The sequence below is a fragment of the Falsarthrobacter nasiphocae genome (genome assembly GCF_031456275.1).
Taxonomy (GTDB): domain Bacteria; phylum Actinomycetota; class Actinomycetes; order Actinomycetales; family Micrococcaceae; genus Falsarthrobacter; species Falsarthrobacter nasiphocae.
Genome location: NZ_JAVDUI010000001.1, coordinates 1290147 through 1312341, shown reverse-complemented (window position 1 = coordinate 1312341; position 22195 = coordinate 1290147). Strand labels below are relative to the sequence as shown.

At 65.1% G+C, this 22195-nt stretch carries 19 protein-coding genes; 18 read left to right on the top strand and 1 reads right to left on the bottom strand.

Annotation, left to right across the window (positions count from 1 at the left end; translation table 11 throughout):
* Positions 1-81: 81 nt before the first annotated feature.
* From J2S35_RS05895 to J2S35_RS05825, 15 genes are all read left to right on the top strand, one after another.
* Positions 82-876 carry a DDE-type integrase/transposase/recombinase gene (locus J2S35_RS05895; RefSeq protein ID WP_309849397.1) on the top strand — a complete coding sequence of 265 codons (795 nt, stop codon included), beginning with the start codon at positions 82-84 and terminating at the stop codon, positions 874-876.
* Between the two features lie 198 nt (positions 877-1074).
* Complete coding sequence (locus J2S35_RS05890; RefSeq protein ID WP_309850888.1) at positions 1075-1734, top strand: HNH endonuclease signature motif containing protein; 660 nt, start codon at positions 1075-1077, stop codon at positions 1732-1734.
* 21 nt (positions 1735-1755) lie between these two features.
* Positions 1756-3159: an SMI1/KNR4 family protein gene (locus J2S35_RS05885; RefSeq protein ID WP_309850902.1), complete on the top strand. Its 1404-nt coding sequence runs from the start codon at positions 1756-1758 to the stop codon at positions 3157-3159.
* A gap of 162 nt (positions 3160-3321) precedes the next feature.
* The gene (locus J2S35_RS05880; protein WP_309850899.1) at positions 3322-4248 is read left to right on the top strand and encodes a hypothetical protein; all 927 of its coding nucleotides are present in this window, start codon (positions 3322-3324) and stop codon (positions 4246-4248) included.
* 21 nt (positions 4249-4269) lie between these two features.
* Positions 4270-4674, top strand: coding sequence for a hypothetical protein (locus J2S35_RS05875; RefSeq protein ID WP_309850897.1), 405 nt, complete (start codon positions 4270-4272; stop codon positions 4672-4674).
* A gap of 57 nt (positions 4675-4731) precedes the next feature.
* Positions 4732-6048: an ISL3 family transposase gene (locus J2S35_RS05870; protein ID WP_309849065.1), complete on the top strand. Its 1317-nt coding sequence runs from the start codon at positions 4732-4734 to the stop codon at positions 6046-6048.
* 220 nt (positions 6049-6268) lie between these two features.
* Complete coding sequence (locus tag J2S35_RS05865) at positions 6269-6466, top strand: hypothetical protein (RefSeq protein WP_309850894.1); 198 nt, start codon at positions 6269-6271, stop codon at positions 6464-6466.
* A gap of 81 nt (positions 6467-6547) precedes the next feature.
* Complete coding sequence (locus J2S35_RS05860; protein ID WP_309850891.1) at positions 6548-7036, top strand: hypothetical protein; 489 nt, start codon at positions 6548-6550, stop codon at positions 7034-7036.
* A gap of 44 nt (positions 7037-7080) precedes the next feature.
* Positions 7081-7566 carry a hypothetical protein gene (locus tag J2S35_RS05855; RefSeq protein ID WP_309849395.1) on the top strand — a complete coding sequence of 162 codons (486 nt, stop codon included), beginning with the start codon at positions 7081-7083 and terminating at the stop codon, positions 7564-7566.
* Positions 7567-7733: 167 nt separating this feature from the next.
* The gene (locus J2S35_RS05850; protein WP_309849397.1) at positions 7734-8528 is read left to right on the top strand and encodes a DDE-type integrase/transposase/recombinase; all 795 of its coding nucleotides are present in this window, start codon (positions 7734-7736) and stop codon (positions 8526-8528) included.
* A 198-nt stretch (positions 8529-8726) separates the two neighbouring features.
* Entirely contained in the window at positions 8727-9386 is a 660-nt protein-coding gene (locus J2S35_RS05845) for an HNH endonuclease signature motif containing protein (protein WP_309850888.1), read from the top strand.
* A 21-nt stretch (positions 9387-9407) separates the two neighbouring features.
* Positions 9408-10811: an SMI1/KNR4 family protein gene (locus J2S35_RS05840; protein WP_309850886.1), complete on the top strand. Its 1404-nt coding sequence runs from the start codon at positions 9408-9410 to the stop codon at positions 10809-10811.
* A gap of 522 nt (positions 10812-11333) precedes the next feature.
* Positions 11334-12098, top strand: a complete 765-nt coding sequence (locus J2S35_RS05835) for a hypothetical protein (protein ID WP_309850884.1) — start codon at positions 11334-11336, stop codon at positions 12096-12098.
* 78 nt (positions 12099-12176) lie between these two features.
* Complete coding sequence (locus J2S35_RS05830) at positions 12177-12764, top strand: T6SS immunity protein Tdi1 domain-containing protein (RefSeq protein WP_309850881.1); 588 nt, start codon at positions 12177-12179, stop codon at positions 12762-12764.
* 23 nt (positions 12765-12787) lie between these two features.
* Entirely contained in the window at positions 12788-13279 is a 492-nt protein-coding gene (locus J2S35_RS05825) for an SMI1/KNR4 family protein (protein WP_309850878.1), read from the top strand.
* Between the two features lie 142 nt (positions 13280-13421).
* Here the strand turns inward: J2S35_RS05825 and J2S35_RS05820 are convergent, their stop codons facing one another.
* Entirely contained in the window at positions 13422-16994 is a 3573-nt protein-coding gene (locus J2S35_RS05820) for a bifunctional proline dehydrogenase/L-glutamate gamma-semialdehyde dehydrogenase (RefSeq protein WP_309850875.1), read from the bottom strand.
* 68 nt (positions 16995-17062) lie between these two features.
* On the opposite strand from J2S35_RS05820, the gene J2S35_RS05815 reads away from it, so the two are divergent.
* From J2S35_RS05815 to J2S35_RS05805, 3 genes are all read left to right on the top strand, one after another.
* Entirely contained in the window at positions 17063-18766 is a 1704-nt protein-coding gene (locus J2S35_RS05815) for an FAD-dependent oxidoreductase (protein WP_309850873.1), read from the top strand.
* A gap of 128 nt (positions 18767-18894) precedes the next feature.
* A complete protein-coding gene (locus J2S35_RS05810) occupies positions 18895-19596 on the top strand; it encodes a TetR family transcriptional regulator (RefSeq protein WP_309850872.1) in 702 nt (233 codons plus the stop codon).
* 6 nt (positions 19597-19602) lie between these two features.
* Positions 19603-22170, top strand: a complete 2568-nt coding sequence (locus J2S35_RS05805) for an MMPL family transporter (protein WP_309850871.1) — start codon at positions 19603-19605, stop codon at positions 22168-22170.
* Positions 22171-22195: the final 25 nt, after the last annotated feature.

The following is a 22195-nucleotide window of genomic DNA, read 5'->3' as shown; positions in this document are numbered from 1 at the left end:
GTGCAGCCCGCCGCGCTCAGCCCCCAGGAACGAGAGGAAATCGCTGGGGCCATCACACAGGGCTGGGCTGAAGGGAGCAGCGTGAGCGACACGTTCGCCAAGCACTGGTCCCAGGGGCGCATGCTCGGCTCGTTGAGCACGTGGTCGAGGATCGCGCGCACCCTGCCCCGCGGCAACCGCCCCGTCGTGCGGTCCAAGCGGGCCCGCCGGGCCCCGGTGAAAGCGCCAGTGGTGTTCGCCTCGGCGGCGAATCAGGCCTGGTGCTGGGACATCACACTGCTGCCAGGCCCGTACGTCGGACAGCACTTCCACGCCTACAGCGTCATGGACCTGTACTCGCGCAAGATCGTCGGGTTCGCGGTTCACGACAGCGAGCAGGACGTTCTGGCCCGGGACGTGTTCCTGGAGGCCATCACCACAGCCGGCGGAGTCATTCCGGATGTGGTCCATTCGGATTCAGGCTCGGCGATGCGCTCGAATCTTCTGACAGGGTTCCTCACGGGCCTGGGAGTCCGGATGAGTTTCAATCGCCCGCGAGTGAGCAACGACAACGCGTTCAAGGAATCCGAGTTCCGCACGATGAAATACCGTCCCGGCGCTCCGGCTGTGTTCACGGACTTGGAGCATGCCCGAGAGTTCGTTACCGCGCATGTGAATTGGTACAACAGGGAGCATTACCACCGTGGCATCGGGTACTTCACTCCGGACGAGGTGTATTCCGGGGCATGGAAGCGCTCCCATCAGGCGCGAGAGAAGACGCTGCGCTCGTACGCGAAGACGCACCCCTCCCGCTTCCGGGGTGGGGTCCCGGTCGTTGTGAGGCAGCCCGGGTGGGCTGGGATCAATACCCCATGCCCTGAACTGGCCCGACACTGACTCCACACAGGTTGACAACCACCGTTGCCGCAGGCGCAGCGGGCGGCGGCAACGTTTGACCGGTTCCGTGCGTACGCCTCGGCTGGGGCGCGGACGGTGGGTCAGAATCTCGCCTACGCGGGAGAGCGACTTGCCGGGCGCTTGGACGGTGGGGGTGCACTCGCCCTTGCGGACGGGCACCTGGCTGATGGGGCGAGGGTGAATTCGTTCCAGGAGAACCTTCAGATGGCGATGGCCTCGCAGCGCACCGGCGCGGGCTCTGGCCTTGGCAGCGGGCCCGGTGGTGCCGGTGTTGGGGGCCGGGTGTCTGATGACCCGGCCCGGGGCATTGTGGGGCTCAACCGCAAGGATGGCTGGAATGATATCCAGCACCGGGAGTTCGACAAGAAGGTCACCGGCCTCGACGAGGAAGCCAAGGCGGCAAACGCCAGAGGCGAGTCGATGAAGTTCCAGAAGCCGGGCGACCGCTACTGGAGCAAGGAGCGCATACTCAACCAATACCCGGAGAAAGCGTACGACCTATTGCCGGATCATCTGAAGTCCAAGGAGCTGAGCGATGCCTGGGAGGCGCTGAACAAGAGAAGCGATCTCTCTGAAGCGAGTCTGCGGCGGGAGCGCCGGGAGCTCGTCCGTGAGACGCTGAAGGGTTACGATCTGGACCACAAGGTCGATCTCCAACTCGGCGGCAAAGATTCACTGGACAACATTCAGTGGCTTGACATGTCCGTCAACCGGAGCGTCGGCTCTCAGTTGCGGTGGAAGGTCGGCAACCCAGAATCTGGAAAATTTGCACGTCTGAGCGACAACGGGGAGAAGCCAGGCACACCTATCCGCGAGTTTCTCGCCCAACCGAAATAAGGAAGAGGTCCGATCTGCCGCATGGAGCCATCACCCTACGATCCCAAACTCGAACTCGAAGCTAATCGGCTTTACGCCGAGGCCATCGCCTCCGCGAAGGATTCAGGCATCAAGGATGTCAAGAGATACCTCGGACGTAAAGCATTCGAGGAAATTAAGTGCGGGTCCGAGTACAACGCCTGGAAGATTCAGCTTGAGTTCGCCACGCTCTTCGCCATGGCGGAACTGACCGAAGCGCTCGAGCTTCTCTTCCGAGGGAAGATCACCCAGACCATGGCTCTGCAGCCGCAGGGAGGCAGAGGAATCCATCGATCCCTTCCCACCTTCCGGTGGTGCGCGGAGAAGACGAATCTGACCGGATATGCTGAGCTATTCAGCAAACCCAACAATGCTGCTTCAAGGGTCGATTCGCCTTATAGGTCGATTGCGTCTCGGGAAATCAGGCGGATCGCTTATCCGGACCCTTGGGAAGAGTCTTTCTACGGGACCCTCGAGAACCCCAGCAGGGGATGGAGGCCGGATCCGGTCCCGATGTACCACACCTATCTCGAAGAGATGGTTGATCTCACGAATTTTGTCAGCGGGTTCCCTTTCGGCAACGATATCGGGTGGTCGCGCGAAGACTACGTTCGCGCGCTGGAGACAGATGCTCTGATCGTTCGTCAGCAGCTTGGCTTCCCTGAGACGATGCCGGACCTGCCTGAGAACCCGCGCGTGATCCTCCCTGAGAGCTTCCAAGGCCTCCCGGAATGGACGCCGGATCCGCAGCCCGTGTTCCCCGCTGACAACGACAGCGGGGGATCGTCTCCGCAACGACATGAACCTGTGCCGGACCTTCAACACCAAGATCTACAACAAAGTCAAGAAGATTCCCACGAGACCCCCCGCCTCGAAGATCAGCCCCAGACGATCCACGCCGCAAAGGAGAACCCCCTGAGCATCGAAGAGATCAAAAAGCACCTCGAGCGCATCGCCGAAGAGGTCGGCATCGAGGCCGACGAATGGAACGAACCGGCCACAGAAGAGGAAATCTCGGAGGCCGAAAAGGCGTTCGGCGTGACCTTCCCCGAGACGTACAAGCAGATGCTCCGGATTCACAACGGCACGGGCATGGGCGACTTCCCCAGTCTCAAGGAGGCCCTCGCGACCTCCAAGGAGCTCGAGGAAATCGAGGAGGAGTTCGGCGAGGGCTCCGAAAAGTCGAAGAATCTGAGCGAGGACAAGCCGGGGGTCCTGAAGAACGGCGTCTACCGTCGTGGCTGGGTGCCGCTGTATGACTTCGGCACGGGCGTGGTGGACTGCTTGGACTGCGATCCGGGCCCCAACGGGACTCTGGGCCAGGTCGTGCGCTACGACCCGGGTGGCGTTGAAGGCGTCGACTATGCCTCTCTCGAGGAGTGGCTCGAGGAATTCGACGGCTCTTAGCTTTTTGAGGTCGTGGCGCTAGCTCCACAGGCAGGGACTGGGCTGAATCGTCCCGGGTTTCGCCCCGGCGCACTCACCCACAGAGACGGAACGCCTCCCATGCAATTGGGGGTGGGCGTGAGTGGCTTGGCCTCGCAGGCGACTCAGTGTCGGGAGCCTGCGGTGGATGACTCCCCCGCGGGCCCCGTCGTCGTCGTTGATCCGGCCCAAAGAAACGGCCGGGCCAGTGAGAGCCTGAAGCGTGCTGTGTTGCCGCAGGCGCAGCGGGCGGCGGCAACGCTGGACCGGTTCCGTGCGTATGCCTCGGCTGGGGTGCGGACGGTGGGTCAGAATCTCGCCTACGCGGGAGAGCGACTTGCCGGGCGCCTGGACGGTGGGGGTGCGCTCGCCCTTGCGGACGGGCACCTGACTGATGGGGCGAGGGTGAATTCGTTCCAGGAGAACCTTCAGATGGCGATGTCCGCGCAGCGCACCGGTACCGGTGCGGGCTCTGGGTTTGGCAGCGGGCCCGGTGGTGCCGGTCTTGGGGGCCGGGTCTCTGATGACCCGGCCCGGGGCATTGTGGGGCTCAACCGCAAGGATGGCTGGAATGATATCCAGCACCGGGAGTTCGACAAGAAGGTCACCGGCCTCGACGAGGAAGCCAAAGCAGCAAGCGCCAGAGGCGAGTCGATGAAGTTCCAGAAGCCGGACGAACGGTACTGGAACAAGCGGCGCTTCCTCAACCAGCATCCGGACCTCGCGTATGACCAGTTGCCCGATCATCTGAAGTCGAAGGAGCTGACGGAAGCTTGGGATGCTCTGGAGAAGCGAAGCGATCTCTCTGAGGAGAGTCTGCGGCGGGAGCGCCGGGAGCTCGTCCGTAAGACGCTCAAGGGCTACGATCTGGACCACAAGATCGACCTCCAGCTCGGCGGCCTCGATGAAATTCCCAACCTTCAGTGGCTGGATCAGTCCGTCAACCGCAGTGTGGGTGCTCAGCTGCGATGGAAGGTCGGCAACCCGGAGGCAGGTAAATTTGCGCGTCTGAGCGACAACGGGGAGAAGTCAGGCACACCTGTCCGCGAGTTTCTCGCCCAACCGAAATAAGGAGGAGGTCCGATCTACCGCATGGAGCCATCACCCTACGATCCCGAACTCGAACTCGAAGCTAATCGACTTTACGCCGAGGCCATCGCCTCCGCGAAGGATTCAGGCATCAAGGATGTCAAGAGATACCTCGGACGCAAAGCATTCGAGGAAATTAAGTGCGGGTCCGAGTACAACGCCTGGAAGATTCAGCTTGAGTTCGCCACGCTCTTCGCCATGGCGGAACTGACCGAAGCGCTCGAGCTTCTCTTCCGAGGGAAGATCACCCAGACCATGGCCCTGCAACCTCAGGGAGGCAGAGGAATCCATCGGTCCCTTCCCACCTTCCGGTGGTGCGCGGAGAAGACGAATCTGACCGGATATGGGCTCTTCACAATTGAGGGTGTAGCCCCCAGGGCGGTGGTCGGCGTGTCGGTGCCCGCATAGAGGTCGAGGCCTCCCGATGATGGAAGTTCTCACACTGCCCATCTGGAAGACCTCGACATGCCCCAGGCTACCCTCACGGCCCCCGATCTCGACGCGTTCTGCCGACTGAACGACCTCGGACTCACAGTCACCGGCCAGCACATCGCTCCCGACAAGGCCGTCCTGGAATGCCGGATCCGCCCCACAGACGATACTGATCGGTGGTGTCGCCAGTGCGGCCAGCAAGGCATCGCCCGTGGCACCGTCACCCGCCACCTCGCCCACGTTCCCTTCGGGCACCGGCCCACGCAGCTGAAGCTGCGGATCCGCCGCTACCGGTGCCCGGACTGCCAGAGCGTGTGGAGACAGAACACCATGGCCGCGGCCTGGCCCAGGACGAAACTCTCTCGCCACGCCGCCCTATGGGCACTGCGTGCCGTGGTCATCGACCGCCTCTCGATCACCCGGGTCGCCGCAGGCCTCGGGGTCGCCTGGAACACGGCCAACGACGCCGTGCTGGACACTGGGCGTCGCCTGCTCATCAATGCTCCCGGACGCCTGGACGGCGTACAGGTCATCGGCGTCGATGAGCACGTCTGGTCCCATACCGGCACCGGGTCGAAGTACGTCACCGTCATCATCGATCTCACCCCGATCCGCGCCGGTACTGGGACCTCGCGCCTGTTGGACATGGTGCCGGGGCGTTCAAAGCAGGTCTTCAAGACCTGGCTCGCTGAGCGCACGCCCGAGTTCAGGAACGGGATCGAGATCGTGGCGATGGACGGCTTCACCGGCTACAAGAGCGCCGCTACCGAAGAGATCCCGGCTGCCAGAGCGGTGATGGACCCGTTCCATGTCGTGGCCCTGGCCGGGGAGAAGATCGATCAGTGCCGCCAGCGAGTGCAGCAGGCCACGCTCGGGCGCCGGGGTCGTTCAGCAGACCCGCTGTACGGGATCCGGCGGGTGCTGCATACCGGGGCCGGGCTGCTGACCAGCCGTCAGGCAGCCAGGTTGGCGGCCGTCTTCGCGTGCGAGGCCCACGTGGAGGTCGAGGTGACGTGGAGCGTGTATCAGCGGATCGTGGCTGCCTACCGCGACCCTGACCGCGTAGCTGGACGGCGGCGGATGCAGGCAGTTATCGCTTCGCTGGCCCGCGGGGTGCCAGAGGCGCTGACGGAGCTGATCACGCTAGGTCGGACCTTGAAGCGCAGGGCTGCAGATGTGTTGGCGTTCTTCGATCATCCAGGCTCGAGCAACGGGCCGACTGAGGCGATCAACGGCCGTCTGGAGCACTTACGGGGCACGGCACTGGGATTCCGGAACCTGGCCCACTACATCGCTCGATCCCTGCTGGACGTCGGCGGGTTCAGAACAGCACTACACCCTCATCTGTGAAGAGCCCGGATATGCTGAGCTCTTCAGCAAGCCCACCGGTGCTTCTTCGCGCCTGGAGTCCCCATTCAAAGGAGTAGCTTCTCGGGATGCGAAAAGACTCGCGGAGAATCTGTATCCAAGCTTCTATGGAACCGTCGAGAACCCCAGTAAAGGCTGGCGGCCAGATCCGGTTCCCATGTATCATACATTTCTCCAGGAAATGACCAGACTGCACTATCTCGTGGCACAGTACCCCTTCGGAAATGACATCGGCTGGACGCGGGAGGACTACGCCCGCGCGCTGGAGACAGATGCCCTGATCATTCGGCAGCAGCTCGGGTTCCCCGAAACGATGCCGGACCTGCCGGAGAACCCGAATGTGAACCTCCCTGAAGGCTTCCAGAGCCTTCCCGAATGGACGCCGGACCCGGTGGACTGAATCGTGCTGGGTTGCCTTCCACGTCACCTCCTCCTGCACGATCCGCCCCATGCCCATGATGTTGGGTACGGGGCGATCTGCTTGGCTGTTCGGGCGGTGCAGGACCGGGATCCCGCGGTGGATGACTTCCGCGTGGCCGCCGTCGCCCCGGGCCGCTACCGCGAGTCCGCTGGGCGCTTGAAGAACGTCGGTGAGGCCATGCTCAACGTTGAGGAATGGAAGCGGAACCCGGCCAAGGCCGCGGGCATGCTCACCGGTGACGTGCTCCAGACCGTGGCCACCGGTGGCGCCGGTGCGGGCCTGAAGGGAGCGGCCGCCGCAGGCAAGGCCGGCCGGCTCGCGGGCAAGGCGGGGGACATCGCGGGCAAGGCCGGTGATCTTGCCAGCGCTCTCGGCGGCAAGCTCGGCAAGCTGAGCCCGGTGAAGCTGCCGGAGATCCGTCTGCGGGACATTCATCTGAGCATCAAGAACCAGGTGTCCCTGGGGCTGGAGGACGTGAACAACGCTGCCTACCGGGCCAGTGAGAGCGTGAAGCGTGCTGTGTTGCGCTGGGGGTCAGGCTGGTTGTGAGTCACTCCGGCTCGCAACCAGCCCACAGACAAGGACCCCTCACCATGCGTGCGCGCTACACCGCCGAGGAAAAACGAGCAGCCATCCTGGCCTACCACCAAGTTCCTTACGGAAGGAAAGGGGCTTGGCTCCGCGAGCAGCCCTTCTCTCGCCATCAGCTAACCTCGTGGCGTTCCGCGTACTTCGAAGGCGATCTTGACCGCGGCCTGATCCCCCGAGACACTGCCTCTATGCCTTCAAATCCCGCACGTCTTCCCCACCTGGAGAAGCTCCTTGCCGCCCGAGAGCAAGAAATCCAAGACCTGAAAGACCAACACGCCGCGCAGATCGCGCAGCTGCGAGAAGAAGCACAAGCCCACCGCACCGTGAGTGAAGCGCTGGGAAAAGCTATCGGGATGATGCACACGATGAGCGAGCATTCATCCGATCCCACCCCGAGGACCAACGCTCCCTCGACTTTCTACAGCGCGAACACGACCTCGTCGACACCATCTGTGCCCAGCCCGGATACTCCCTGCGAGGAACCCTGAGCCTTTTAGGCATTGCCCGCTCCACCTGGCACTACCGGCAGAAGCCGCGCGCGAAAGTCCCCTCCCCAACACCCCAAGCAGACCGGGTGCAGCCCGCCGCGCTCAGCCCCCAGGAACGAGAGGAAATCGCTGGGGCCATCACACAGGGCTGGGCTGAAGGGAGCAGCGTGAGCGACACGTTCGCCAAGCACTGGTCCCAGGGGCGCATGCTCGGCTCGTTGAGCACGTGGTCGAGGATCGCGCGCACCCTGCCCCGCGGCAACCGCCCCGTCGTGCGGTCCAAGCGGGCCCGCCGGGCCCCGGTGAAAGCGCCAGTGGTGTTCGCCTCGGCGGCGAATCAGGCCTGGTGCTGGGACATCACACTGCTGCCAGGCCCGTACGTCGGACAGCACTTCCACGCCTACAGCGTCATGGACCTGTACTCGCGCAAGATCGTCGGGTTCGCGGTTCACGACAGCGAGCAGGACGTTCTGGCCCGGGACGTGTTCCTGGAGGCCATCACCACAGCCGGCGGAGTCATTCCGGATGTGGTCCATTCGGATTCAGGCTCGGCGATGCGCTCGAATCTTCTGACAGGGTTCCTCACGGGCCTGGGAGTCCGGATGAGTTTCAATCGCCCGCGAGTGAGCAACGACAACGCGTTCAAGGAATCCGAGTTCCGCACGATGAAATACCGTCCCGGCGCTCCGGCTGTGTTCACGGACTTGGAGCATGCCCGAGAGTTCGTTACCGCGCATGTGAATTGGTACAACAGGGAGCATTACCACCGTGGCATCGGGTACTTCACTCCGGACGAGGTGTATTCCGGGGCATGGAAGCGCTCCCATCAGGCGCGAGAGAAGACGCTGCGCTCGTACGCGAAGACGCACCCCTCCCGCTTCCGGGGTGGGGTCCCGGTCGTTGTGAGGCAGCCCGGGTGGGCTGGGATCAATACCCCATGCCCTGAACTGGCCCGACACTGACTCCACACAGGTTGACAACCACCGTTGCCGCAGGCGCAGCGGGCGGCGGCAACGTTTGACCGGTTCCGTGCGTACGCCTCGGCTGGGGCGCGGACGGTGGGTCAGAATCTCGCCTACGCGGGAGAGCGACTTGCCGGGCGCTTGGACGGTGGGGGTGCACTCGCCCTTGCGGACGGGCACCTGGCTGATGGGGCGAGGGTGAATTCGTTCCAGGAGAACCTTCAGATGGCGATGGCCTCGCAGCGCACCGGCGCGGGCTCTGGCCTTGGCAGCGGGCCCGGTGGTGCCGGTGTTGGGGGCCGGGTGTCTGATGACCCGGCCCGGGGCATTGTGGGGCTCAACCGCAAGGATGGCTGGAATGATATCCAGCACCGGGAGTTCGACAAGAAGGTCACCGGCCTCGACGAGGAAGCCAAGGCGGCAAACGCCAGAGGCGAGTCGATGAAGTTCCAGAAGCCGGGCGACCGCTACTGGAGCAAGGAGCGCATACTCAACCAATACCCGGAGAAAGCGTACGACCTATTGCCGGATCATCTGAAGTCCAAGGAGCTGAGCGATGCCTGGGAGGCGCTGAACAAGAGAAGCGATCTCTCTGAAGCGAGTCTGCGGCGGGAGCGCCGGGAGCTCGTCCGTGAGACGCTGAAGGGTTACGATCTGGACCACAAGGTCGATCTCCAACTCGGCGGCAAAGATTCACTGGACAACATTCAGTGGCTTGACATGTCCGTCAACCGGAGCGTCGGCTCTCAGTTGCGGTGGAAGGTCGGCAACCCAGAATCTGGAAAATTTGCACGTCTGAGCGACAACGGGGAGAAGCCAGGCACACCTATCCGCGAGTTTCTCGCCCAACCGAAATAAGGAAGAGGTCCGATCTGCCGCATGGAGCCATCACCCTACGATCCCAAACTCGAACTCGAAGCTAATCGGCTTTACGCCGAGGCCATCGCCTCCGCGAAGGATTCAGGCATCAAGGATGTCAAGAGATACCTCGGACGTAAAGCATTCGAGGAAATTAAGTGCGGGTCCGAGTACAACGCCTGGAAGATTCAGCTTGAGTTCGCCACGCTCTTCGCCATGGCGGAACTGACCGAAGCGCTCGAGCTTCTCTTCCGAGGGAAGATCACCCAGACCATGGCTCTGCAGCCGCAGGGAGGCAGAGGAATCCATCGATCCCTTCCCACCTTCCGGTGGTGCGCGGAGAAGACGAATCTGACCGGATATGCTGAGCTATTCAGCAAACCCAACAATGCTGCTTCAAGGGTCGATTCGCCTTATAGGTCGATTGCGTCTCGGGAAATCAGGCGGATCGCTTATCCGGACCCTTGGGAAGAGTCTTTCTACGGGACCCTCGAGAACCCCAGCAGGGGATGGAGGCCGGATCCGGTCCCGATGTACCACACCTATCTCGAAGAGATGGTTGATCTCACGAATTTTGTCAGCGGGTTCCCTTTCGGCAACGATATCGGGTGGTCGCGCGAAGACTACGTTCGCGCGCTGGAGACAGATGCTCTGATCGTTCGTCAGCAGCTTGGCTTCCCTGAGACGATGCCGGACCTGCCTGAGAACCCGCGCGTGATCCTCCCTGAGAGCTTCCAAGGCCTCCCGGAATGGACGCCGGATCCGCAGCCCGTGTTCCCCGCTGACAACGACAGCGGGGGATCGTCTCCGCAACGACATGAACCTGTGCCGGACCTTCAACACCAAGATCTACAACAAAGTCAAGAAGATTCCCACGAGACCCCCCGCCTCGAAGATCAGCCCCAGACGATCCACGCCGCAAAGGAGAACCCCCTGAGCATCGAAGAGATCAAAAAGCACCTCGAGCGCATCGCCGAAGAGGTCGGCATCGAGGCCGACGAATGGAACGAACCGGCCACAGAAGAGGAAATCGCGGAAGCCGAAAAGGCGTTCGGCGTGACCTTCCCCGAGACGTACAAGCAGATGCTCCGAATTCACAACGGCACGGACATGGGCGACTTCCCCAGCCTCAAGGAGGCCCTCGCAACCTCCAAGGAGCTCGAGGAAATCGAGGAGGAGTTCGGCGAGGGCTCCGAAAAGTCGAAGAACCTGAGCGAGGACAAGCCAGGGGTCCTGAAGAACGGCGTCTACCGTCGTGGCTGGGTGCCGCTGTATGACTTCGGCACGGGCGTGGTGGACTGCTTGGACTGCGATCCGGGCCCCAACGGGACACTCGGGCAGGTCGTGCGCTACGACCCCGGTGGCGTTGAAGGCGTCGACTATGCCTCTCTCGAGGAGTGGCTCAAGGAATTCGACGGCTCCTAGGTCCACGAGGACGTGGCCTCAGCTACACCAGCATCGACCCGGGTGAGGCGTCCAGGATTTCCCTCTGGCCCACTCACTTGCGGAAAAGGGGAACGTAGCCGCGAAGTGCTGCCCGGGGCCGTGCCAACGTGCAGTCCGGATGGATTGGAAATGTTGGCTCGCCCCGCGATTGGATGATCCGGTTCACCGAAGGAGCTGCCGGAGGCCTGGGAGTCTTTGAACCAGAGAAGTGATCCGTCCCCGGCGAGCCTGCGGCGCGGACGCCGGGAGCTCGTCCGCAAGGCGCTGAAGGGGTACGATCTGGACCACAAGGTCGACCTTCAGTTCGGCGGGAAAGACAGGGTTGACGACCTTCAGCGCCTGGATCAGTCGGTCAACCGCGGTGTTGGTGCCCAGCTGCGATGGAAGGTCGGCAGCCTGGAGGCAAGAAAGTTTGCACGCCAGTCGGCCGTAAAAGACGCACCTCCAGCTACCCCTGTGACCGAATTCCATTCAAACTAGGGAAGGGGTGTATTTCCACTCATGAGTGACCCGATCTTCGACCCTGTCCTGGAAAAAGAGGCCGACCGACTCCTCAAGGCGGCCGTTAACCTCGCGCACACCTCCGGCATCAAAGACGTGAAGAAGTATCTTGGCCGCAAAGCAGCCGGCCAGATCAAGTGCCGCTCTAAGTACGATGCATGGCAGATCCAACTTGAGTTTGCTTTGCTCTTCGCGATGGCCGAGCTGACCGAGCCACTCGAGCTTCTCTTCCGAGGGAAAGTAACGCAAGTTTTGGCACTCCCTCCACACGCATGGAAATCAATTTACTACTCCATGCCTACTTTTCGGTGGTGCGCGGAAAAGACGAATCTGACGGGGTATGCCAACCTCTTTAGCAAACCAACCAATGCCAAATCCAGGCTCGATTCACCCTACCGCTCGGTTGCTTCTCGGAAAATAAAAAGACTCGCTTACCACGACCTGCGGGAAGATTCTTTTTATGGAACTCTCGAAAACCCAAGCAGGGGGTGGAGGCCCGACCCTGTGTCGATGTACCACACCTACTTCGAGGAAATGATCGCCCTCACCAACCTCGTCAATGGGTTCCCCTTCGGCAACGATATCGGCTGGAGCCGGGAGGACTACGCCCGCGCACTGGAGACAGATGCCCTGATCATCCGCCAGCAGCTGGGTTTCCCGGAGACCCTGCCTAACCTGCCCGAAAACTCGCGCGTGAACCTCCCTGAGGGTTTCGAAGGCTTCCCCGATTGGACCCCGGACCCGCAACCTCCACTCCCCCACTGAACGACACGGAGGGGTAGCGCTCAGCCCGGCATGCTGTCATAGGCTGGCATCACCACTCCTCTTCAGGAAGGCAGCATCGTGGCACTCACTCTCACGACGACAGAACCCAACACCCGCCCCTACGCCCCTGAGGTCCTCGGCCCTGTCATCACCGAGAACAACCTCCCAGGGACCACGTTCAACAATGGCCTGCTCCGCTTCCACAATGAGGAATCGGGCGCCCTCGCGCTCGAGAACCTCCGGGACTTCTTCGGCGAGCGCGCGAACGAGCTCACCCCCTTCGCTGTGGACTGGCGCGGTCGCCACTTCTGCCGCGTTCAGATCGAGGGTAACGATGTCGCCCTCCGCGCGGATTCGGCCTTCATGGAAGCCAGCCCGCTCGCGGACTACCAGGAGACCATTGCGTTTCTTCTCCAGAGCGATGACGCCACGAATCTGCTCGAGGCCGACGTCATGGAGAAGTCCTTCGACGCCCTGGGCGTGTACGGACTGAAGTTCACCGACTGCATCGGCCTCAAGGTCCCCGCCTTCCTGGGCGGGGAGGAAGAGATCTCGAACTTCGAGGTCAACAACATGGACGTGTACTGGACCTTCAACGCCCAGGTCTACAACAAGGTCAAGGATCTTCCCCCGGGTACCCCCATCACCGACATCAATCTCGCCTGACCAGCACCGCGAAGGAGAACACCATGAACAGTGAAGACGTCAAGAAGCACCTCGACCGCATCACCGAGGAACTGGACTTTGATGCCGATGACTGGAACGGCCCGGCCACTGACGAGGAGATCGCGGAAGCCGAGAAGGCCTTCGGCGTGACGTTCCCTGAGACGTACAAGCAGGTGCTCCGGGTTCACAACGGCATGAGCTTGGGTGAATTCCCCAGCCTCGAAGCTGCCCTGGAGATCGCCGAGGAGCTCGAGGAGCTCCAGGAGGAGTACGGCGACGGCTCCGCAGACTCGCAGAACCTGAGCGAGGACAAGCCCGGCGTCCTCAAGAACGGCTTCTACCGCCGCGGCTGGGTCCCGCTGTATGACTTCGGCACGGGCGGCTTCGACTGCGTCGACTGCGATCCGGGCCCCAACGGCACCGCCGGCCAGATCGTCCGCTACGACCCGGATGGCCCTCAGGGAATCCAGTACGCGTCCCTCGAGGAGTGGCTCGAGGAGTTCGACGGCTCCTAGTCGTCGAGCCACCGACACAACGACTGCGGCCGCTCGGAACGGAGGAATCCATTCCGAGCGGCCGCAGTCGTGAGGCGGATCGCGGGGCGGCCAGCCACCCCGAGGCCAACCGCCCTACGGCCAGCCGCCTCGCGGTCAGTTCCTACAGCACCAGGGCCGGGACCGGGTTGCCGAAGCGGTGCGCGGTGCGGCTGACGGCCTGCTCGCGCAGGAACGGCAGCAGCTCAACGCGGCCGGCCGAGACGACTTCGCCCGCGTAGACGGCCACGTCGGGGCGCCCGTCCACGGCCTCCATGAGCTCGCGCGCAATCGTGGCCCGCGCGGCGGCGTCCGACCCGGCGACGAGGCGGACGCGGCCCGCACCGGACACGCCCTTGGGCCGGCGGCTCGCGCGCGTCAGCCACTCATGGCGGGACTCGACATTGACCTTCCAGCCGCGAGAGTGAGCCGCAGCCATGAGGGCCGCCGGGAGCTCGACGTCGGAGGACACCGTGAGCTCGCCGCCCACCGTGGCCGCGGCGCCGAGCACGCGGACGAGGTCCCCGAGGGACGCGGAGTCCTCGTAGCGGATCTCAACGCCGGGCATCGGCAGGTAGCGGAACATGTTCTGCTCCGCCACGAGTCCGCAGACGTCCTTGACCACGCCGAACTCGGTGCCCCACGCGGAGGCGTCGTTCGCCAGGGCCTGCCGGACAAAGCCGAGCTCCTCGCCGCCGAGCACCGCACGGGCCGCGTCGAGGATGACGCGCGCCTGGACGGTGGACTCGCCGTGCTCCAGCGCGCCGTCCGTGAGCTCGCGGCCCTGGCCGCCGCGGTACTTGGACTTCTTCCATGAGCCGAGGCCGATGAGGTAGTTCGGGCCGCCAGCCTTCGTGCCCGCACCCACGGCGGAGCGCTTCCAGCCGCCGAACGGCTGCCGGCGCACGATGGCCCCCGTGATGCCGCGGTTGATGTAGAGGTTGCCCGCCTGGACACGCTCCACCCAGTACCGCTGCTCGTCCATGTTCAGGGAGTGGAGACCCGCAGTGAGGCCATACTCCACCTGGTTCTGGACGCGGACGGCCTCGGCGAGGGTCTTGACGCGGATGATGCCGAGGATCGGCCCGAAGTACTCGGTGAGGTGGTACTCGCTGCCGGGCTTGACGTTGTCTCGCACGCCAGGGGTCCAGAGGCGGCCGCTCTCGTCGAGCTTCTTGGGCTCAACGAGCCAGGACTCGCCCGGGCCGAGCTTCGTCAGGCCGTCGAGCAGCTTCCCCTGGGCCGGCTCGATGACCGGCCCCATCTGCGTGGTCGCCTGGCGCGGGAGGCCGACGACGAGGGAGGACACCGCATCGACAAGCTGCCGCTGGAACCGCTCGGACTTGCCCACGGATCCCACGAGGATGACGAGAGACGCGGCGGAGCACTTCTGGCCGGCGTGCCCGAAGGCGGAGGCCACGAGGTCCTTGACCGCGAGGTCGAGGTCCGCGCTCGGCGTGACGATGAGGGCGTTCTTGCCGCTCGTCTCTGCGAGGACGGGCAGGTCCTTGCGGAAGGAGCGGAAGAGCTCGGCCGTCTCGAATGCGCCCGTGAGGATGACGCGGTCAACGCGGGAGTCCGCGATGAGGCGCTCGCCGAGCCGCTGCTCGTCCGAGAGGACGACAAGGCGCGCGATGTCGGGATCGTGCCCGGCCTCCTGAAGGGCGCGGCGGATGAGACCGACGACGACGGCGCCGCAGCGGTTGGCCTGGGGCGCCGGTTTGAAGATGACTGCGGAGCCTGCCGCGAGCGCGGAGAGCGCAGACCCGGCCGGGATGGCCACGGGGAAGTTCCACGGCGGCGTGACGACGGTCAGGTTCGAGGGCACGAACTCGGCGCCGGGGACGGAGTCGAGCTCACGAGCGCGCTCCGCGTAGTAGTGAGCGAAGTCCGCGGCCTCGGAGACCTCCGGGTCGCCCTGGTCCAGGGTCTTGCCGGCCTCGGACGCCATGACCTCGAGCAGCTCGGCGCGGTGCTCGGTGATGAGCTGGCCCACGCGGTCGAGGACGTTCGCGCGCTCCTCGGCGGGCAGCGCGCCCCAGGTCTTGCCGAGCTCGACGCCGCGGGCGAGGACCTTCTCGATGGTGGCCTCGTTGGAGATGGTGGCCTGCGTGACCTCGTCCGTGCCGAACTTGGAGCCCGTGGCCCGGGAGAGGATCTTGCGTCCCCACGCCCGGTTGGCGGGGAGCGCCGGGTCCGTGTCCGGCTCGTTGTGGAAGCCGTCCGTGCTGACAAGCGAGTTGGACGCCTTGGACTGGTCCTGCGTGCGGGCGGGGCCGGGGACGAGGTCCCGGTTGGCCATGAGCGCCTCGAGGGAGGCCACGAACCGCTGCTTCTCCCGCTGGAAGAGCTCCTCGTTCTTGTCCAGCTCGAAGACGGCGGACATGAAGTTCTCCTGGCTCGCCCCTTCCTCGAGGCGGCGGATGAGGTAGGCGATGGCGACGTCGAACTCTGAGGGGTGGACCACCGGCGTGTAGAGGAGGAGGCCGCCGACGTCCCGGCGCACCGCCTCCGCCTGGCCGCTGGCCATGCCGAGGAGCATCTCGAAGTCGATGCCGTCGCGCACGCCCCGGCGCCCGGCGAGGATCCACGCGAAGGCGACGTCGAAGAGGTTGTGGCCCGCCACACCGATCTTGACGTGCTTGACGTTCTCCGGCTTGAGGGCGTGGTCGAGGACTCGCTTGTAGTTGGTGTCCGCGTCCTGCTTGGAGGACACGGTGGCCACGGGCCAGTCGTGGAGGGAGGCCTCGACGATCTCCATGGGCAGGTTGGCGCCCTTGACGAGGCGGATCTTGATGGGTGCCCCGCCGCCGATGCGCCGCTTCTTGGACCATTCGAGGAGGTTCATGTAGGCCCCGAGCGCGTCGGGCAGGTACGCCTGGAGGACGATGCCCGCCTCGAGGTCCTTGAACTCGGCCTGGTCGAGGATCCGCTGGAAGACCTCGATGGTCATGCCGAGGTCCTTGTACTCCTCCATGTCGAGGTTGATGAACTTCGGCGTGGGGCTCTCCTTGGCGAGCCGGTAGAGCGGCGTCAGGGACTGCACGACGTGGTCGACGGCTTCGTCGAAGGCCCACGGGTTGTGGGGCTTGACCGTCGAGGAGACCTTGATGGAGACGTAGTCGACGTCATCCCGCGCCAGCAGGGTGCGCGTGCCCTCGAGGCGGTGCGCGGCCTCGCCGGAGCCGAGGATGGCCTCGCCGAGGAGGTTGATGTTGAGGCGGATGCCTTCGCGCTCCTTGAGGTGCTTGATGGCGGGGCCGAGCTTGTCCTCGCTCGCGTCCACGATCAGGTGGCCGACCATGTCCCGGAGCACCTTCCGCGCGGCGGGGACGACGACCTCGGCACCAGGGCGGCCAGCGCGGCCGACGATGCCGCCGGCCTGGACCGCGCCGCGCATGTACCAGGGGAGGAACTTGGGCGCGCGGGGCGCGAGCTCGGCGAGCTTGCGGGCGGCCACACGGGAATCCTCGGGGCGGATCACGCCGTCGACGAACCCGACCGTGAAGTCGAGGCCGTCCGGGTCCTTGAGGAGGTCCGCAAGCTGCTGCGCCGAGGAGTCTGCGGGGATGGTCTGAGCGGTTTCCAGCCAGGCGCGGACCTGTGCCTCGACCTCGTCGACGAAGTTGAGGTCGTCGTGCCCCGGGCCGGCGAAGCGCGGTTCCCGACTGTCATGCGTGCGGTGGGTCTCAGACACAAGTCCTCCTCGACAAGGTTGGGTGATATCACAACACTATCCCGCCGCCCGCCTGCGAGAATACTAAGGTGACCCCATCTGATTCCCCTCGCTCCGCTGAGCCGCCGAGCACCCGCCCCACTCCCGTCATCCTCCTCGTCGGCGACGAGTGCCTCCCCACCCTGGACCGCGAATTCGCGCGCTACGCGCAGGACTACCGCGTCGAGTGCTTCTCCTCCGGCTCGGAGGCCATCGCCTTTGTCCACGAGCTCGACGACGCCCCGCTGGCGCTCGTCGTGTCCGAGTATGAGCTCTCGGACGGGATTGGCCTGGATGTCATGGAGGCGATCCACCGCCTCGTCCCCACGGCCAAGCGTCTCGGCGCCATGACCCGGTGGGTCTCTGAAGACTCCCAGCAGGCCTACCTCCCGGCTGTGGCCGAGGGCAGGATCGATCTCGCGTTCGTCGTCCCCCGAGGCCTCCGGGACGAGGAGTTCCACACGGCCGTCACGGAGATGCTCTCCGAGTGGGCATGGACATCGTCCCGTCCGGAGGTCTTCGTCATCGAGGCCGTGGCGCCGAAGAGCACGCCGCGCCTGGCGCGCCTCCTCGACTTCACCTCGCGCATGGGCGTGCCCTCCACGGTCCACCACCCCGAGAGCGAGGACGGCCAGCGGGTTCTCGCCGCCGCCAAGGACCACGGGGTCGAGGGCGAATACCCCATCGTTGCCATCGGCGAGAAGTCCTACTACTCCGACCCGTCGGTCGAGGAAGTGGCTCGCCCAATCAACGCAGACATCAACGGCCTTGAGGATGGCGTGCTCGACCTCGCCATCGTGGGCGCCGGACCCGCGGGCCTTGCTGCGGCGGTGTACGGGGCGTCGGAGGGGCTCACCACGGCCGTCTTCGACGCGGATGCCATTGGCGGCCAGGCCGGGACGAGCTCGATGATCCGCAACTACCTCGGCTTTCCGCGGGGGATCTCCGGCATGCGCCTGACCCAGCGCGCCCGCTCCCAGGCGGCGCGCTTTGGCGCGCGGTTCTACGCAGCCATGCCGGTGCAGGACATCACCAAGGACGACGACGGCCTGTTCACCCTCGGCCTCCCCGGCAGGACGGTCCGGTCTCGGGCCGTCGTCGCCGCTGCAGGTGTGTCCTACCGCCGGATCGGGATTGACTCGGTGGATGAGTTAACCGGCGCGGGCGTCCACTACGGGGCGGCCTCGGCCACGGCGCAGGCGATGGCCGGCAAGACGGTCTTCGTCGTCGGTGGCGGAAACTCCGCAGGCCAGGCGGCCATCCACCTCTCGAAGTTCGCTCAGCACGTGGCCATCATCATCCGCAGGGACAGCCTGGAGGACACGATGAGCGACTACCTCATCCGCGAGATCAACGCGAACTACCGCATCACCGTCAAGCCGGGCACGGAGGTCGTGGACGCGGGCGGCGACGGGCATCTTGAGTGGCTGACTCTCCGCAAGCGGATCGGCAGCTACGCGACCAACCACACGGTGCCGGCGGACGGCCTGTACCTGCTTCTCGGCGCGACGGCGGACACCTCGTGGTTCCCCGAGGAGCTCGGCCGGGATCAGAACGGGTTCATCTGCACGGGCTCGGACGTCGACCAGCGCCTCTGGCGGGGCGGCCGCCCGCCGGCGCCGCTCGCGACCTCGATCCCGGGCCTCTTCGCGGCCGGGGACATCCGGGCCAACTCGATGAAGCGCGTGGCCTCGGCTGCAGGTGAGGGCGCGGGCGTCATTCCGCTCGTCCACGCCTACCTCTCGGGCAGCTGATCACGGCGGACGGGGGCCGAGTCCCGCGGCCCCCGTCGTCGTCCGCCTCCTGAGCCGCCGGGGCGACAGAAAGGAGAGACGCGTCACAGTATGCACAGAGTGCAGAAAGATGCGTCTAGGCTGAAGTCATGCCCAAAGCCCCGCCCCCGCGCCCCCAGCTCTCGCTGCGGCTGTGCGCGCCCGCGAGGCACGCCTCCAAGCACGCCCTCAACCGCCAGCGGACCCGGGACGCCATCGTCACCGCCACCGCCGACCTCCTTCTCACGCGCGGATTCGGGGAGTTCACGGCGTCCGACGTCGCCGGGGCCGCGGGATGCTCGCGCCGCACGTTCTTCAACTACTTCAGCTCCATCACCGAGGCCGCCCTCGCGCCGCTGACCGCCCTCATCGAAGAGCTCGGGGAGGTCCTCGCGGCCCAGCCGGACGACATGCCCGTCGAGGACGTCCTCGACGCCGCCCTGCGCACCGTCGCCCCAGACGAGAAGACCGCACGCGTGATCGCCCGCCTCCATCCCCTCACGAGCCACACGCCTGAGCTGCACGCCTTCCGCCTCCAAGGCTGGGACCACTTGTGCGAGCAGCTCGAGGCGACCCTCGCCCCGCGCGTCCACAACAAGGACCCCCTCGTGCTCCGGGCGCTCGTCAAAGCCATCACCGCGAGCGGAGACGCGGGCTGCGAGGCCATCGCCGCCGCGCACCGCGAGAACCCCACAGCACCCCTGAGGCCCGTCCTTGTCGACACCGTGGACCGCATGATGTCCCTCTTCCTCGCGGGCCTCGGCCCCCATCTCGACCACCCGAACTTCAGCTCCACCCCAACCGAAAGCTAGGCACACATGGCTTCTCTTCTGTACCGACTCGGTCGGGCCGCCGCCCGCCACAAGGCAGCGTTTATCGGCGTCTGGCTTGTGATCCTCATGGCCGTTGGCGGCTCCGCGGCCGCGTTCCACGGCACGTTCGTCAACTCGTTCAAGCTCCCCGCCTCGGAGTCCTACCAGACCCTGGAGCGCCTCAAGACGGAGCTCCCCTCCGCCTCGGGCGGGCAGGGCCAGGTGGCCCTCACGTCCTCCACGCCCTTCACGGAAGAGCAGAAGAAGGCTGTTGCTGACTCGGTCAAGGAGCTGAAGAAGCTCAACCACGTTGACTCCGTCCGCGACCCCTTCGCCATGCAGAAGCAGCTGGACGACGGCAAGAAGAAGGTCGCCGAGTTCCCTGCCCAGCAGAAGGCGGCCCAGGCCAAGATCGACGCGGGCAAGAAGAAGCTCGACGACTCCCAGAAGCAGCTCGACGCCGGCAAGAAGCAGCTCGCCGCCGCCCAGGCCCAGATCGCCCAGCTCAAGGCCGCCGGCATGACTGAGCAGGCCGCCGCAGCGGAGCAGCAGATCGCGCCCCAGCTGGCCCAGCTCAAGGAGGGCCAGGCCAAGATCGACGCCGGCCGCAAGGAGCTCGCCGCCGCCCAGAAGAAGCTGGACGACGGGGCCAAGCAGGTCGCCGAGGGCAAGAAGCAGACCGACTCCACGGAGGGCCTGAGGTTCGTCTCCGAGAACGGCAAGGCCGCACTCGTGTCCCTCCAGTTCGATGTCCAGGCCGAGTCCCTCCAGGAAGAGGACCGCCAGGCCATCCAGGACGCCTTGAAGCCCCTCGCGGACAAGGGCATCAACGTCGAGTACTCCAGGGAGATCGTCGGCCAGACTCCCTCCCTCGCAGGCCCCAGCGAGATCATCGGCGTGGTCATCGCCGGCATCCTCCTCTTCATCATGCTCGGCACGCTCATCGCCGCTGGCCTGCCGCTGCTGACCGCAATCGTTGGCGTCGGCGTCGGAATCGGCGGCACGGTCGCTCTCTCCGGTCTCATCGAGTTCACGTCCGTCTCCATGACGCTCGGCTCCATGCTCGGCCTCGCCGTCGGCATTGACTACTCGCTCTTCATCATCAACCGCTACCGCTCCAACCGGCTCAAGGGCCTCGACAAGATCGAGTCCATTGCCCTCGCCGTCGGCACTGCGGGCAACGCCGTGACGTTCGCCGGCCTGACGGTCATCATCGCCCTCGCCGCGCTCACCGTCACGGGCATCCCCTTCCTCGGCACCATGGGCCTCGTCGGTGCCGCGACGATCGCCGTGTCCGTTCTTGTGGCGCTGACGCTGACCCCCGCGCTCATCTCCCTCATCGGCCGCCATGCGATGCCGAAGAAGATGCGGGCCATCGCGGAGAAGAACGAGAAGCAGATCACCTCCGGCAGCACCGTCGCCGACCACCAGGTCGCCGACCGCCGCTGGGGGGCCATCGTCACGCGGATGCCGTGGCTGACGGTCGCGGTGTCCGTGATCGCCCTCGGGCTCCTCGCCATCCCGGCCGCCCACCTCAAGCTGGCCCTCCCGGACGCCAGCTCCGAGGCCTCCGAGTCCACCCAGTACAAGGCCTACAAGGTCGTCGCCGACAACTTCGGGGAAGGCGCCAACGGCCCCCTCGTCATCGTCACCGACCTGCCCGAGGGCCTCAGCGAGAAGGAAGCGAAGGACATCCAGTACAAGGTTGCGGACCGCGTCCGCGCCAACGACGACGTCGTGGCCGCCGTGCCCGGGGCCCTCTCCGAGAACCGACAGACGGGCGTCATCCAGGTGATCCCCAAGGAGGGCCCGGCCTCTGACTCAACAAAGGACCTCGTCAACACGCTCAAGTCCGAGCAGGCCTCTGTGAAGGACGAGACAGGCGCGCTCATGCACGTCTCCGGCCAGTCGGCCATCCAGATCGACGTCTCGCAGACGCTCGCGAAGGCGCTTCCCGTCTACCTCGCGGTGGTCGTGGGCCTCTCGCTCATCCTTCTGCTCCTCGTGTTCCGCTCCATCCTCGTTCCGCTCATCGCCACGGCCGGATTCCTGCTCTCGCTCTTTGCCACGCTGGGCGCCGTCGTCGCGATCTACCAGGACGGCTTCCTGGCGGACCTGTTCCAGGTGAACCAGCCGGGGCCGATCCTCAGCTTCCTGCCGACCATGGTCGTGGGCATCCTCTTCGGGCTCGCGATGGACTACCAGATGTTCCTCGTCTCCGGCATGCGGGAGGCCCACGTCCACGGCGAGGACGCACGCCGCGCCGTGCGAACCGGCTTCAACCACGGCGCCCGTGTGGTGACCGTCGCGGCGCTCATCATGGTGTCCGTGTTTGCGGGCTTCATCTTCTCGCACGAGACGATGATCAAGCCCATGGGCTTCGGGCTCGCGTTCGGCGTGCTCATCGACGCCTTCGTCATCCGCATGACGCTCACCCCCGCTGTGCTGCACCTGCTCGGCGACAAGGCCTGGTGGATTCCGGGCTGGCTTGACCGGATCCTGCCGGACGCTGACGTCGAGGGAGCCAAGCTCGAAGCCTCCCGGGCCTCGCACGCCCGTGAGACAAACGACTAGGCTGGCAGTCAGCACATCAGGACGC